At 65.6% G+C, this 14,059-nt stretch carries 11 protein-coding genes; 8 read left to right on the forward strand and 3 right to left on the reverse strand.

Annotated features, from left to right (window positions below):
* The first annotated feature begins 8 nt into the window (after positions 1-8).
* Genes ABWV23_RS00695 through ABWV23_RS00710 form a run of 4 tightly spaced genes read left to right on the forward strand, consistent with a single transcriptional unit; the run spans position 9 to position 4,830 of the window.
* On the forward strand, positions 9-1,262 hold the full coding sequence (locus tag ABWV23_RS00695) for a sarcosine oxidase subunit beta family protein (protein ID WP_353343885.1): 1,254 nt from the start codon (positions 9-11) through the stop codon (positions 1,260-1,262).
* 10 nt (positions 1,263-1,272) lie between these two features.
* Entirely contained in the window at positions 1,273-1,539 is a 267-nt protein-coding gene (locus tag ABWV23_RS00700; protein WP_353343887.1) for a sarcosine oxidase subunit delta, read from the forward strand.
* Positions 1,536-4,328, forward strand: coding sequence for a 2Fe-2S iron-sulfur cluster-binding protein (locus tag ABWV23_RS00705; RefSeq protein WP_353343889.1), 2,793 nt, complete (start codon positions 1,536-1,538; stop codon positions 4,326-4,328). Before ABWV23_RS00700 ends, ABWV23_RS00705 begins: the two co-directional genes overlap by 4 nt.
* A complete protein-coding gene (locus ABWV23_RS00710) occupies positions 4,321-4,830 on the forward strand; it encodes a hypothetical protein (RefSeq protein ID WP_353343891.1) in 510 nt (169 codons plus the stop codon). Before ABWV23_RS00705 ends, ABWV23_RS00710 begins: the two co-directional genes overlap by 8 nt.
* A gap of 53 nt (positions 4,831-4,883) precedes the next feature.
* Here the strand turns inward: ABWV23_RS00710 and ABWV23_RS00715 are convergent, their stop codons facing one another.
* Complete coding sequence (locus ABWV23_RS00715; protein ID WP_353343893.1) at positions 4,884-5,381, reverse strand: lactoylglutathione lyase family protein; 498 nt, start codon at positions 5,379-5,381, stop codon at positions 4,884-4,886.
* A 103-nt stretch (positions 5,382-5,484) separates the two neighbouring features.
* Between ABWV23_RS00715 and ABWV23_RS00720 the strand changes: the two genes are divergently transcribed.
* Complete coding sequence (locus ABWV23_RS00720) at positions 5,485-6,375, forward strand: LysR family transcriptional regulator (protein ID WP_353343895.1); 891 nt, start codon at positions 5,485-5,487, stop codon at positions 6,373-6,375.
* Between the two features lie 49 nt (positions 6,376-6,424).
* On the opposite strand, the gene mfd is transcribed toward ABWV23_RS00720, so the two are convergent.
* Both mfd and ABWV23_RS00730 read right to left on the reverse strand, forming a co-directional pair.
* Positions 6,425-9,889 carry a transcription-repair coupling factor gene (mfd, locus tag ABWV23_RS00725; protein ID WP_353343897.1) on the reverse strand — a complete coding sequence of 1,155 codons (3,465 nt, stop codon included), beginning with the start codon at positions 9,887-9,889 and terminating at the stop codon, positions 6,425-6,427.
* Positions 9,890-9,916: 27 nt separating this feature from the next.
* The gene (locus ABWV23_RS00730; protein ID WP_353343899.1) at positions 9,917-10,441 is read right to left on the reverse strand and encodes a component of SufBCD complex; all 525 of its coding nucleotides are present in this window, start codon (positions 10,439-10,441) and stop codon (positions 9,917-9,919) included.
* Between the two features lie 120 nt (positions 10,442-10,561).
* Here ABWV23_RS00730 and hemB point away from each other — a divergent pair, with 120 nt between their 5' ends.
* From hemB to ABWV23_RS00745, 3 genes are all read left to right on the forward strand, one after another.
* On the forward strand, positions 10,562-11,560 hold the full coding sequence (gene hemB / locus ABWV23_RS00735) for a porphobilinogen synthase (protein WP_353343901.1): 999 nt from the start codon (positions 10,562-10,564) through the stop codon (positions 11,558-11,560).
* A 46-nt stretch (positions 11,561-11,606) separates the two neighbouring features.
* The gene (locus ABWV23_RS00740; protein WP_353343903.1) at positions 11,607-13,256 is read left to right on the forward strand and encodes a M10 family metallopeptidase C-terminal domain-containing protein; all 1,650 of its coding nucleotides are present in this window, start codon (positions 11,607-11,609) and stop codon (positions 13,254-13,256) included.
* A 149-nt stretch (positions 13,257-13,405) separates the two neighbouring features.
* Positions 13,406-13,984, forward strand: coding sequence for a lipid-binding SYLF domain-containing protein (locus ABWV23_RS00745; protein WP_353343905.1), 579 nt, complete (start codon positions 13,406-13,408; stop codon positions 13,982-13,984).
* Positions 13,985-14,059 lie beyond the last annotated feature (75 nt).

Consider the following 14,059-nt stretch of genomic DNA (forward strand, 5'->3'; position numbering starts at 1 on the left):
AGGATGGCGTGACTTCTCATTACTCTGCATTTTCGGTGTTCCGCGAAGGGCTGCGTGGGCAAAGGGGGTGGGCGAAAGCCTGGAATGACCCGACCCCCAAGCGCAGCTATGACGTCATTGTCGTCGGCGGCGGCGGGCATGGTCTTGCGACCGCCTACTACCTGGCCAGGAACCACGGCCTGACCAATGTCGCGGTGATCGAAAAAGGCTGGCTCGGCGGCGGCAACACCGGCCGGAACACCACCGTCATCCGCTCGAACTACTACTACCCCGAAAGCACGGCGCTCTACGATTTCGCGCTTCGGCTGTACGAGGGGCTGTCGCGGGACCTCAATTTCAATGTCATGTTCTCGCAGCGCGGGATGCTGGTGCTGCATCACTCCGAGCCGGAGGCCGAGATGGCGGCGCGGAACGTGAACGCGATGCAGCTCAACGGTGCCGACGCCGAGCTTCTGACCGCCGAAGAGGTGCGTGCGCGCGCGCCGCTGCTCAACTTTTCGCCGGACGCCCGCTATCCGATCCATGGCGCGACCTGGCAAAAGCGGGCCGGCACCGGGCGGCATGACGCGGTGGCCTGGGGCTTTGCCCGCGCGGCAAGCAAGGCTGGCGTCGACATCATCCAGAACTGCGAAGTCACCGATTTCATCATGGAGGCCGGCAAGGTGGTCGGCGTCAACACCACCAAGGGCGAAATCCGGGCCGGCGTGGTCGGGGCCGCCGTCGCCGGTCACAGTTCGACCATCGCCAGGATGGCGGGCCTGTCGCTGCCGATCACCTCCTATGCGCTGCAAGCATTCGTGTCCGAGGCGGTGAAGCCGGTGATCGACACGGTCGCCTTCTCGCCCGCCTATGGCACCTATTTCAGCCAGTCCGACAAGGGCGGCCTTGTCATTGGCGGCGGTCTGGATCGGGTTCCCTCCTATGGGCAGCGCGGCAATCTTCCTATGCAGGAGGCGGTGCTTGCGGGGCTGGTGGAGATGGCGCCGATGCTGGCCAAGGTCAAGCTGCTGCGCCATTGGGCCGGCATCGTCGATGTCACCCCGGACAGCTCTCCCATCATCGGGCCGTCGGGTGTCGACGGGCTGTACCTGAACTGCGGCTGGGGCACCGGCGGGTTCAAGGCGATCCCGGCGGGGGGCTGGCTGTTGGCGCATCTGCTCGCGACCGGCGAACATCACGAGATCAGCCGCCCCTTCGATCGGCGCCGTTTCATCACCGGACGGCTGATCGACGAAGCCGCCGCATCCGGCATCGCGCACTGAAGGAGACGACATGCAACACTTTCCCTGTCCCTTTTGCGGCCTGAGAAACGAGCGCGAGTTTCATTTCGCCGCCGAGGCCGGAAAGCTGCGCCCGGATACCACCCGCGAGGTGAGCGCGGACGATTGGAGCAGCTACCAATACGACCAACGCAACGAAAAAGGCGTGACGCGCGAGGTCTGGCTGCACCTGCCCTGCTCGGAAATGTTCATCCTAGAGCGGGACAGCGTGACGATGGAGGTTCTGGGGACCCAAAGCTTGAGGAAAGACGCAGAATGACCGGGACACGCACAAAGGCCGGCGGTCTGATCGACCGGTCCAGCCGCCTGACTTTCACCTTCGACGGCAAGTCCTACCAGGGGCACGAAGGCGATACGCTGACCTCGGCGCTGCTGGCGAACGGGGTGCGGATCCTGGCGCGCAGTTTCAAGTACCACCGCCCCCGGTCGGTCTGGGGCGCGTGGGTCGATGAGCCGAACGCGATTTTTTCGGTCGCCACCGCACGAGGCACCCTGCCCAACGTTCTGGGAACGACGACCGCCTTGCAGGACGGGATGCAGCTGCGGTCGGTCAACGCCTGGCCCAATGCGCAGCACGATGTGAAAGGCGGGCTGGACCTGCTCCACCCCTGGCTCAAGGCCGGTTTCTACTACAAGACCTTCATGTTCCCCGACTGGCACCTGTTCGAACCGATGATCCGCAAGATGGCGGGCCTCGGCGCGGTGACCGCGGACGAGATCGAGGGGTACAGCTCTGCCCAGACCCATGGCGACTGTGACTTGCTGGTCATCGGGGGCGGCGCAGCCGGGCTTGCGGCGGCCGAAGCGGCGGCCCGGATGGGCAAATCCGTCTGGCTGGTCGAGGATCATCCCGAAGCCGGCGGCGGGCTTTACCGGCGCGGACAGGACATCGAGGGCCTCGCGCCCGACGATTGGGTTCGTGACAGGTGCGATGCGATCAAGGCGGCGGGCGGGCGTATCCTGACGAATACGACGGCGTTCGGGGCCTTTGATCACGGCATGTTCGGCCTGATCGAAACCCATGACCTGGACCGGGCGCCGACGTTGTATCGGCTGCGCGCCAGGGCCTGCATCATGGCGACCGGCGCCATTGATCGCCCGGTGACCTTCGCCAACAACGACCTGCCCGGCGTGATGGGGCTGGAGGCCGGGCTGGAATACCTCGGGCGTTATGGCGCGCTGGTCGGCAAGACGATCGCCATCGCGGCGAACCACAGCCTTGTTGCGCAAGCGACAGCGCAGCTCGAGGCGGCCGGGGCCACGGTCTGTGTCTTCGATCCGGCCGCCGGACCGATGATTGCAAAGGGCCGCAAGGGCGTCACGCGGCTGGAACAGGGCGGGCGTGGCCAAAAGGTCGATACGGTGCTGGCCTCGGCTGGCTGGTCGCCGCTGGTCCACCTGTGGCGCCATGCGGGCGGCAAGCTGGACTGGAAGGAGAGCCTCGCGGCCTTCGTGCCCGGGGCCGCCCCCGCCGGTATGGCGGCGGTCGGAGCCGCCAACGGCACCTTCGACCTGGACGCCGCCCTGATCGAGGCCCGCGCCGTCGCCCGGGGCGAACCGGTGCCCGAGTTGTCACCGACCTTCTCCCTGACGCCGGTACTGCCGACCCCCGGCAGCAAGGGGCGCCAGTGGATCGACTTTCAGCATGACGTGACGCTGGAGGACATCGAACTGGCCGAGCGCGAGAACTTCGTGTCGGTCGAACATCTCAAACGCTATACCACGCTGGGCATGGCGGGTGATCAGGGCAAGACCTCGAACGTCGCCGGGCTTGCGGCGATGGCGGCCCTGCGGGGCAAGACCATCCCCGAGGTCGGCACCACCACCTTTCGCCCGCCGTTCGTGCCGGTTCCGGTGGAACTGTATCACGGCACCCACAGGGGGCAGAATTTCCACCCGCTCAAGCGGCTCGCGCTGGAGAACACCCACCGCTCCGCCGGCGCCGCGCTGGGAGAGTACGGCGGTTGGCTGCGTCCGGCGTGGTACGGATCGAAACCCGGTCACGAGGCGATCCACGACGAGGTGCGCATGGTGCGCGACGCGGGCGGTATCCTGGATGCCTCGCCGCTGGGCAAGATCGAGGTGATGGGGCCGGATGCCGAGGCCTTCGTGAATTTCGTCTATTACAATACCGTCAAGACGCTGAAACCGGGATCGCTCCGCTATGGCTTCCTGCTGACCGAAAGCGGGGTCGTCTTCGACGACGGGATCCTGTTCCGCTTTGACAAGGATCGCTTCGTGATCTCCTGCTCGTCGAGCCATGCCGAAGGTGTGACCGGGCTGTTGGAAAGCTGGCGGCAGGACGGCAACGATCCCGACCGGGTCTTTGTGCAGGATTCCACGAACCACTGGGCGACCGTGACCGTGACCGGCCAGAAGGCCCGCGAGATGGTCGCGACCCTTGGCCTGCCGATCGACCTGTCGGCCGAGGCGTTCCCGCATATGACCTTTCGGGAATGCGATTGGGACGGAGCGCCGATGCGGATCGCGCGGGTCAGTTTCACCGGCGAGATCAGCTTCGAGATGTCGGTGCCCGCGTCCCGCGCCGGGGCGCTGTGGGATGCGATGGTGGTGGCCGGCAAACCCCATGGCGTCGGGCCGTTCGGGATCGAGGCGCTGTCGATCCTGCGGGCCGAAAAGGGCTTTATCATCATCGGCAAGGATACCGATGGCGAGACGATGCCGCAGGACCTGGGATTCGGCGGTCCACGCCTTAAGAAATCCGCCGCCTTCGTCGGGGATCGTTCGTTGCATACCGAGGTCGGCAACGATCCGGCGCGCCGTCAACTGGTCGGGCTGACCGTGCCCGAGGGCGACAATCCGCTGCCGACCGGCGCCCATCTGGTCGAGGGAAAACGCTCGGTCGGGATTGTCACCTCAAGCTATCACAGCCCGACACTAGGCCGGCCCATTGCACTGGCCCTGGTCGCACGCGGCACCGAGCGGATGGGTGAGAACGTGAGCGTCTATCACCTTGGCAAGACCCGCGTAGCGACCATCGCCTCGCCGGTGGCATTCGATCCGGAAGGAGCCCGTATTCATGCGTGACGACAGCCAGAAGTGGGATGCACCGTTTTCATCGGACGAGGTACTGCAGGCCCCCGGCCTGACCATAGCCACCCTGCCGCTGGATCGGCTGACATCGGTAAACGGCACGCGCGCGCTGGCGGGCTCTGACCTGCCCGTCATAGGCTGGCCGGATATCGCGCCCGGGGCTGCATATGCCGTGGCCCTGCGACGCGATCGTATTCTGGAGGTGAACGGCCCCGCCCGCCCTGACGGATGGGACGCGGCGCAAGGGATCGGGTGTTCCGACATGACCGACGGGTACCACGCGTTCTCGGTCACCGGGAGTGCCGCGATGGAGTTCCTGCGCACCGGGGCCGAGCTGTCGCTCGACCTGCCGTCGAAATCCGCCGCCCGCCTGCTGTTCGGCCTGCCCGCGATCCTGTACCGGACCGGGGAGGACGCCTTTACGTTGATCGTCACCCGCCCGCAAGCCGTCGCGGCTTGGCATGCCTTTGGCCTGGTGCTCGACACGGACATCTGACGTCGGGCGCGGCCAGGCGTCGGCCCGAGTTCTCCCCGGGCCGACCGGTTCGATCATTCGTAGGCGCCGGCTGAATAGGTCAGCTCATAGCCATGGCTATAGAGTTCGAAGACAATTCCGAACGGGTCCTCGACATAGACCATGCGGTACGGCTTCTTGCCCGGGAAATACAACCGCACCGGCATCCGCTGACGGCCACCGGCCGCGACGATGCGCTCTGCGAGGCCCTCGACATCCGGATCCTGCACCGCGAAGTGAAATGTGCCGTGGCGCCGGTAATCCAGCTTGTCCTCGGGGGCGAAATTGCCCGGAAACTCGAAAATCTCGATGCCGATCCCGTCGGCGGTGGACAGATGCGCGATCCGGAGCGATCCCCACCCGGAGCCGAACACGTCGGTGCACATCACCCCGATCGCGCTGTCGTCCTCGACAGCCTGTGAGGGTTGCATGACGACGTAGAATCCAAGGACTTGGGAATAGAACTTCACGGCCGCGTCCAGGTCGGGAACGGACAGGCCGATATGCGAGAACGTGCGCGGGGTCGGGGTCATCGGGGTTTCCTTTCAAGGGTTGTCATCGCTTGGGTAGACAAGATGAGAAGAAACATGAAATTATCACTTGGAATGAAAATCATAATAAAATGTTTGCGCCCGCATGCTGAACTCCAAATGGCTCGAAACCTTCACCACGCTTTGTGAAACCGGGCATTTCACGCACGCGGCGGATCGGCTGAACATGACGCAACCGGGCGTGTCTCAGCATCTGGCAAAGATCGAAGCACAGGTGGGCCAAAGCCTGATCACGCGACAGGGAAAGGGGTTCATCCTCACCCCGGTCGGCGAGGCGGTCTTCGCGCTGGGCCGATCCCGCCGCGCCGAGGAGAAACGGCTCCGCGAAGTGATCGAGACGGATGACAGGGATGCGGGCGAGGTCCGGATCGCCTGTTCGGGGAGTTTCGCGGGGCTGCTTTACCCGGTCCTGCTTCGCTGGATGCGCGCGGCGCCCGATCTTGTCATCCATCTTGAGGCCGCGCCACAGGCCGATGTGCGCGCGGGCCTGCTGGAGGATCGTTTCGACCTGGGTGTGCTGGGGGCCGATCCGGGCCATCCCCGGTTGGAGGCACAGCATCTGGGCCGCGAGGAGCTCTGCCTGATCCTGCCGGCTGAGGCATCCGGCGTCGCGCCGACCTTCGCCGATCTGGACGCTCGCGGGTTTATCGCCCACCCGGACGGCTATGCCTATGCGGACGATCTGCTGAACCTCAATTTCCCGGATGCCTATCCGGGCGCGGACCGGTTGCGTGTCCGGGCCTTTGTGAACCAGATTGGCCAGATCCCCGCCCCTGTCGCGCAGGGGATCGGCTATACCCTGTTGCCCCGAAGTGGCGTCGAGGTGTTCAACCGAAAGGAACTCCTGACCGTCGCGCAATTGCCGCGGCGACGATGGCACGACCTGTGGTTGGCACACCGGCACCGGCGATCTCTGTCGGCCCGATTGCTACATGCAAGCCGTTTGATCGGGGAGGCTGCCGCGCTGTTGAAGTGAGCGGTTTTCGGGCGTTACCCGCCCTGCCCCCGAGCGCGACCTGTCCGGCTCAGGCCTTGGCCGGTTTTACCTTTTTCTTCTCTGCCGCCAGCTTTTCGGCCAGGTCGCGCGCGATGGCAAAGGCGCCCTTGATCTTGTCGCTGTCCTTGCGCCAGTCGCGGCGCACGACGATCTTGTTGTCCTTGATCTTGGCCAGCCCGTTTTGCGCCTGCACGAACTCCACCAGCCCGGCGGGCGAGGCGAACTTGTCGTTGTGGAACTGGATCGTCGCCCCCTTGGGCCCGCCGTCCAGCTTGGCGATACCGGCGCGTTTGCACATCGCCTTGATCCGCACCACCAGCAACAGCGTGTTGACCTCTTTCGGCAGTTTGCCGAACCGGTCGATCAGCTCGGCGGCAAAGCCCTCCAGCTCCACCTTGGTGGTCAGCGAGGACAGACGGCGATACAGGCCGAGGCGCACGTCGAGATCGGGCACGAAATCCTCAGGGATCAGGACCGGAACGCCAAGGTTGATCTGGGGCGCCCATTGGTCGTCGGCCTCGCTCAACCCCTCCATCTCGCCGGCGCGGATCTTGGCGATCGCCTCCTCGAGCATGGATTGATACAGCTCATAGCCGACGTCGCGCATCTGGCCCGACTGTTCCTCGCCCAGCAGGTTGCCGGCGCCGCGAATATCGAGATCCTGGCTGGCCAGGGTGAAACCGGCGCCAAGGGTGTCCAGGCTGCCCAGCACCCGCAGGCGTTTCTCGGCCGTGGCGGTCAGTTTCGCGCGCGGCTTGGTGGTGAGATAGGCATAGGCGCGGGTCTTGGACCGGCCCACCCGGCCCCGGATCTGGTAAAGCTGCGACAGACCGAACATGTCGGCGCGATGCACGATCATGGTGTTGGCGGTCGGAATGTCGAGGCCGCTCTCCACGATAGTCGTGGCCAGAAGCACGTCGTATTTTCCGTCGTAAAAGGCGTTCATCCGGTCATCCAGCTCGCCCGCCGCCATCTGGCCATGGGCGGTGATGAAACTGACCTCGGGCACCTGGTCGCGCAAAAAGGCCTCGATCTCGGGCAGGTCCGAGACGCGCGGCACCACGTAAAAACTCTGGCCGCCGCGATAATGCTCGCGCAGCAACGCCTCGCGGATGGTCACCGCGTCGAACTCGCTGACATAGGTGCGGATCGCCAATCGGTCGACCGGCGGCGTGCCGATGATCGAGAGATCCCGCACCCCGGACAGCGACAATTGCAGCGTGCGCGGGATCGGCGTGGCGGTCAGGGTCAGCACGTGGATGTCCGAGCGCAGCTGTTTCAGCCGCTCCTTGTGCGACACGCCGAAATGCTGCTCTTCGTCGATGATCAGCAGCCCGAGATTCTTGAAGCGAATGCCCTTGGCCAAAAGTGCATGGGTGCCGATCACGATATCCACCGTGCCTTTGGCCAGGCCCTCTCGGGTCTTCTGCGCATCGCCGCTGGTGACGAATCGGCTGAGTTGACGCACCGCAAGAGGAAAGCCGCGGAACCTCTCGGCAAAGCTGGCATAATGCTGTCGCGCCAGCAGCGTGGTGGGGGCGATCACCGCGACCTGGGTGCCGGACATGGCGGCAACGAAGGCGGCGCGCATCGCCACCTCGGTCTTGCCGAAACCGACGTCGCCGCAAATCAACCGGTCCATCGGCGAGCCGCTGTCCATGTCGCCGAGCACGTCGGAAATGGCGGCAAGCTGATCATCGGTTTCCTGGTACGGAAAGCGGGCGCAAAAAGCCTCCCATGCGTGGTGTTCGGCCTCCAGCACCGGCGCGCGGCGCAGGGCGCGTTCGGCGGCTACCCGGATCAACCGGTCGGCCATCTCGCGGATGCGTTCCTTGAGCTTGGCCTTCTTGGCCTGCCAGGCGCCACCGCCGAGCCTGTCGAGCAGCCCCTCTTCGTGACCATAGCGCGACAGCAGCTCGATGTTCTCGACCGGCAGGTACAGCCGTGCGTCCTCGGCGTATTCCAGCAACAGGCATTCATGGGCCGCGCCGGCGGCGGTGATCACCTCCAGCCCGTGATACCGGCCGATGCCGTGATCCACATGCACCACCAGGTCGCCCGGCGACAGCGATTGCGCCTCGGTCAGGAAATTCTCGGCCTTGCGGCGTTTCTTGGGCGCCCGGATCAGCCGGTCGCCCAGAACGTCCTGTTCCGCGATCACCGTCAGATCCGGGGTTTCGAACCCGTGTTCCAGCGCCCAGACCGCCAGGTGCAACCCGCGCTTGCCGATCCGCGAGCCGCTGGGCACGTCGACAGTTTCGGCCAGCCCCTCGTCCTCGATCAGCCCGGACAGGCGTTCACGCGCGCCCTCGGAATAGGAGGCGACCAGCACCGAACCCTTCTCAAGCTTTGCGCGAATATGGTCCGCCAGGGCACCAAAAAGGCTGATATTTTCCTGTTGTCGTTCCGGCGCGAAATTGCGCCCGATGCGTCCGCCCGCGTCGATCACCCCGGGTCCGCTGGCCTGCGGCAGCGGGTTGAACTGGAGCCTCCGCCGGCCCGCGACCGAGGCCTCCCAGGCCGCATCGTCGAGAAACAGCAGGTCAGGCGGGATCGGCTTGTACACGGTGTCGAGGCGCGACTTGGCCTGCATCGCCAGCCGCCGTGTCTCGTACTGGTCGGCGATGCTGTCCCAGCGCGCCAGCCGCGACGGGGTCACCTGGTCGTCCAGCGTCACCGTGGCGCCGGGCAGGTAGTCGAACAGGGTTTCCAGCCGCTCGTGAAAGAACGGCAGCCAGTGTTCGATCCCCTGGTGCTTGCGTCCGGCGCTGACCGCCTCGTACAGCGGGTCGTCGGTGCCGGCGGCCCCGAATTCGATCCGGTAGTTCTGGCGAAATCGCAGGATCGCGGCGTCGTCGAGGATCACCTCGCTCACCGGGGCAAGCTCGACCACGTCGAGTTTCTCGGTGGTGCGCTGGGTCGCGGGATCGAACCGGCGCGCGCCGTCGAGCACGTCGCCGAAAAGATCGAGCCGCACCGGCCCCGCGTTCCCCGGCGGATAGATGTCGATAATGCCACCGCGCACCGCGTAATCGCCCGGCTCGGTCACCGTGGGGCTCTGGCTGAACCCCATGCGCACCAGAAAGGCCCGCAGAGCGGCCTCGTCCACCCGGTGCCCGACGCGGGCGGTAAAGGCAGCCTCTCGCAGGACCTCGCGTGCGGGCACCCTCTGGCTGGCGGCGTTCAGCGTGGTCAGCAGGACGAATTGCTGCGGCATCTGGTGCACCAGCGCCGCCAGCGTCGCCATCCGGGCGGCCGAGATATTGGCGTTGGGCGACACCCGGTCATAGGGCAGGCAATCCCACCCAGGAAAGGCGATCACCGGCATCTCGGGCGCGAAGAAGGCCAGCGCGGCGCGCATCGCTTCCATCCGCTTGTCGTCGCGTGCGACATGAAGGACCGGCGCACCGGTCTTCGCGATCTCTTTCAGGATCAGCTGCGCGTCGAACCCTTCGGGCGCGCCGCCCACGGTGATGTGGCTGGCTTCGGTCATCCGCTTTCGCCTCTCGTTCGCTGCGCGTTATCCCAGAACGCCCAGCGACAGGTTTTGGTACATCCCCCAGAGCGCCGTGACGAAGATCGACAGCATCCCGATCATCTGGGTGTAAAGCCGGCAGCGCGCCAACCGCTTGTACAGCAGCGGGCCATGGGCCTGTTCGCCTTTGATCCGCCGGGCGGTGGCTGCGTTCAGGGCCGCAACCACCGACAGCGGCGCGGCCAGCAGGAACAAGGCCTGGGCAAACTCGACCCGGTAGACGAACCCCATTGTCAGCAGTGTCGACAGCAGGAAAAACATGATTCCCACCAGCCAGGAGCCCGAGACCCGCCCGATGTACAGCAGCCGGTTCACGTTGACCCGGGCGATATCCTCAAGGTCACGCTCGGCCTGGCCGCCGTTGCGGCGGGCACGCAACACCATGTCATAGGGTACGCCCAGCACCCAGTGGCTGGCCGAGGACCAGACGACCGCCAGCGCGATCCAGAACCAGAGGTTCGAGAACGACCGCATGTCGATCAATTCGAAAACCGTTGTGTACCAGTCCAACCGCCCTGCCCTTTCCGCGCCGCCGTCGCCCCTGCGCCAACTCGGGCGCGTCCATTGTTACCCTTGTGGGGGACGGTTTTCCATGCCACCCCATACGGAATTGTTCAAGGAGTCCGCGCCATGAAACCCACGATTGCCCCGTTTCCCGCAGCCCGTCCGCGCCGCGCCCGCCAAAGCCCGGCGGTCCGCGCTCTGGTGGCCGAAAACACGCTGAGCGTCGCCGACCTGATCTGGCCGGTGTTCGTGCGCGACGGCACCGGCGTGGAAGAGCCGGTCGCCTCGATGCCCGGTGTGATGCGGCGCAGCGTCGACCTGATCGCCAAGGCGGCGAAAGAGGCGCATGCCCTGGGCATTCCCGCGATCTGCCTGTTTCCCTATACCGACCCCAGCCTGAAAACCGAGGATTGCGCCGAGGCCTGGAACCCCGACAACCTGAGCAACCGCGCGATCCGCGCCATCAAGGATGCGGTGCCGGAGATGGCGGTGATGACCGACGTGGCGCTCGACCCCTACAACATCAATGGCCATGACGGTTTCGTCGTCGATAACGAGATCGTGAACGACCGAACCGTCGAGGCACTGGTCAAGATGACGCTGGCCCAGGCCGAGGCCGGGGCCGATATCATAGGCCCCTCGGACATGATGGACGGACGCATCGGCGCCATGCGCCGCGCGCTCGAGGCCGAGGGCCACCAACGGGTGATGATCCTGTCCTACGCCGCGAAATACGCCAGTGCCTTTTACGGCCCGTTCCGCGATGCGGTGGGCGCCTCGGGCGCGCTGACCGGCGACAAGAAGACCTATCAGATGGACCCGGCCAATTCCGACGAGGCGCTGCGCCTGATCGAGCGCGACCTGAGTGAGGGCGCCGACATGGTGATGATCAAGCCGGGCCTGCCTTATCTGGACATTTGCCGGCGCACCAAGGACATGTTCGGCGTGCCGACCTTCGCCTACCAGGTTTCGGGCGAATACGCGATGATCCAGGCAGCGGCGCAGAACGGCTGGATCGACGGCGACAAGGTGATGGTGGAAAGCCTGATGGCATTCAAACGGGCTGGATGCGACGGCATCCTGACCTATTTCGCACCAGAGGTGGCGCGGGCGCTGAACGGCTGACGTCGGCCGGGTCCGGGCGCGCCGGCAACCAGCGGAGGATGGATGAATGAGCGGAACCGGGCATTCAACCACCGGGGTCTTGGCCACCGGGGATGACCGGATCGACGGCATCCTCTATACGCAGCGGTGGTCGGACCTGCCCCTGACTTACAGCTTTCCCGACGGCCCCGGTGAATACGGGGGCAGCTACGGCAACGGAGAGAGTGCGGGCGCCTACACGGCCTCCTCCAGCATCCAGAGCACGGCCCGGTTCGCGCTGGACAAGGCGGCCGGGACCGCGGCCAACGACGGATTCTCGCTCGAAGGGTTCACCACCATCAGGGTGAAACCGACCGCTCTCGCAAACGCCCATGTCCGCGTTGCCGAAACCACCTCGGACCCGTTTTCCTACGGCACAGCCTGGAGTTATTTCCCCCAATGGTCGGCGGCCGGCGGGGATGTCTGGCTCTCCAATGTCTCGGTCGACTTTTCCACCGCGCGGGCGGGAAATTACGCCCATGTCACCGTGCTGCACGAGATCGGCCATGCGCTCGGCCTCGAACACGGGCATGATTACGGCTCTTTCGGCGCGCTGCCGACCGCCTACGACGCGATGGAATACACGCTGATGACATATCGCCCCTATGTGGGCGGCCCGACCAACGGCTATACCAACGAAACCTGGGGCTATGCGCAGAGCTACATGATGCTCGACATCGCCGCGTTGCAACATCTTTACGGCGCGGATTACAGCACCAATTCCGGCGATACGGTCTATCGCTGGACCCCGGCCAGCGGCGACACCCTGGTCGACGGTGGGGTCGCGATCGATCCCGGCGCCAACCGAATCTTTGCCACCATCTGGGACGGCGGCGGCACCGACACCTATGACCTCAGGGCTTATGACACCGACCTGTCGATCGACCTGGCGCCCGGCGCCGCATCCGTGTTCGCGGCGGCACAACTGGCCAACCTGGGGCGGGGGAACACTGCCTCGGGCAATATCTACAACGCACTCCTGCATGAGGATGACCCGCGCTCGCTGATCGAGAATGCCACGGGCGGTTCCGGCGACGACCATTTGCGCGGCAACCAGGCTGACAACCGCCTGATCGGCAATGCCGGCGACGACAGGCTCAACGGGCTGACCGGGGACGACCGGCTGATCGGGAAATCCGGCGACGATGTGCTGGCCGGCGGGCGCGGTGCCGACACGCTCAAGGGTGGCGGCGGCGACGATACGTTGAACGGGCGGCTTGGCGCCGACACCCTGCGTGGCGGCGCGGGCCGGGACACCGGATACGGCAACAAGGGCGACGATCTGCTGCTGGGGTTGAAGGGCAAGGACACGCTCTATGGCGGCCGCGGCGACGATACCCTGATCGGCGGCGCGGGGCGCGACGTGATGACCGGTGGCGCCGGGGATGACAGCTTTGTCTTCCAGAGTCGCGACGACAGTTCCGCCGCGGCCGCCCTGCCCGACCGGATCCTCGATTTCACCCCCGGCGAGGACATCATCGACCTCAGCGGGCTGGTGGGTGGTGCGCTGAATTTCATCGGCAAGGATGCGTTCTCGGAGACCACCGGAGAGCTGCGTTACGACGTCAATGGCCGCCACCTCATGGTCCTCGCCGACTGCGACGGCGACGGCGCGGCCGATTTCGGTCTGGAGTTGCGGGATCTGGACGTTCTGGAGGCCGGGGATTTCCTTCTCTGACCCGCGACGGCGCCCACAGACCCGCCGGGCAAGGGCAACAACCCGCGCATCCGGGCCCGTTGCGGCGTGACAGGCGCGCGGGTTGCGCGTATAACCACGCCCAAGGCCGAAAAACCGGTCAGAGCAGGTCAACAACAGGCAAAAGTCCAATGAACAACGCGATCCAATCCCATCGGCTGACCCGACGCGGGTTTGCCCTTTCCGCCCTTTCCGCCCTCGGCGTGACCGCAGCCTGCGGCAACGGCGTGGGCACCAACAAGGCGGCCAAGATCGACGCCCGCGTCGACGCGACGCTGAACCAGATGTACGCGCGCTATCCCAACACGGTGGTGCTGGCCGAGAAATCCACCGGCATGCTGGTGATGCCGCTGGTCACCGAGGCCGGCCTCGGGCTGGGCGGGGCCTATGGCCGCGGCGCGCTGCGGGTCAATGGCGTTACCGTCGATTACTATTCCACCGTCAAGGGCAGCGCCGGGTTCCAGATCGGCGCCCAACAATACGCCCATGTGCTGTTCTTCATGACCGAGGACGCGCTGCTTGAATTCCGCCGCTCGTCCGGCTGGGCCGCCGGCGGCGACCTGGAATACGTGATCAAGGACGAGGGTGACTCCATCGCCGCGGACACCAACACGATGCGGTCGCCGATCATCGCCGCCATTTTCGGTCAGGCCGGCCTGCGCGTGGGCGCGACGCTGGAAGGCACCAAGTACACCCGGATCATTCCCTAGGAAATCGCGCCGCAGGGCAGCGGCGATGGCTTTCGCTGCCCGACCATATCGCCTAGGTTGATCACGGCCTCCGGG

This window comes from Aquicoccus sp. SU-CL01552, assembly GCF_040365005.1.
Lineage (GTDB): Bacteria > Pseudomonadota > Alphaproteobacteria > Rhodobacterales > Rhodobacteraceae > Antarcticimicrobium.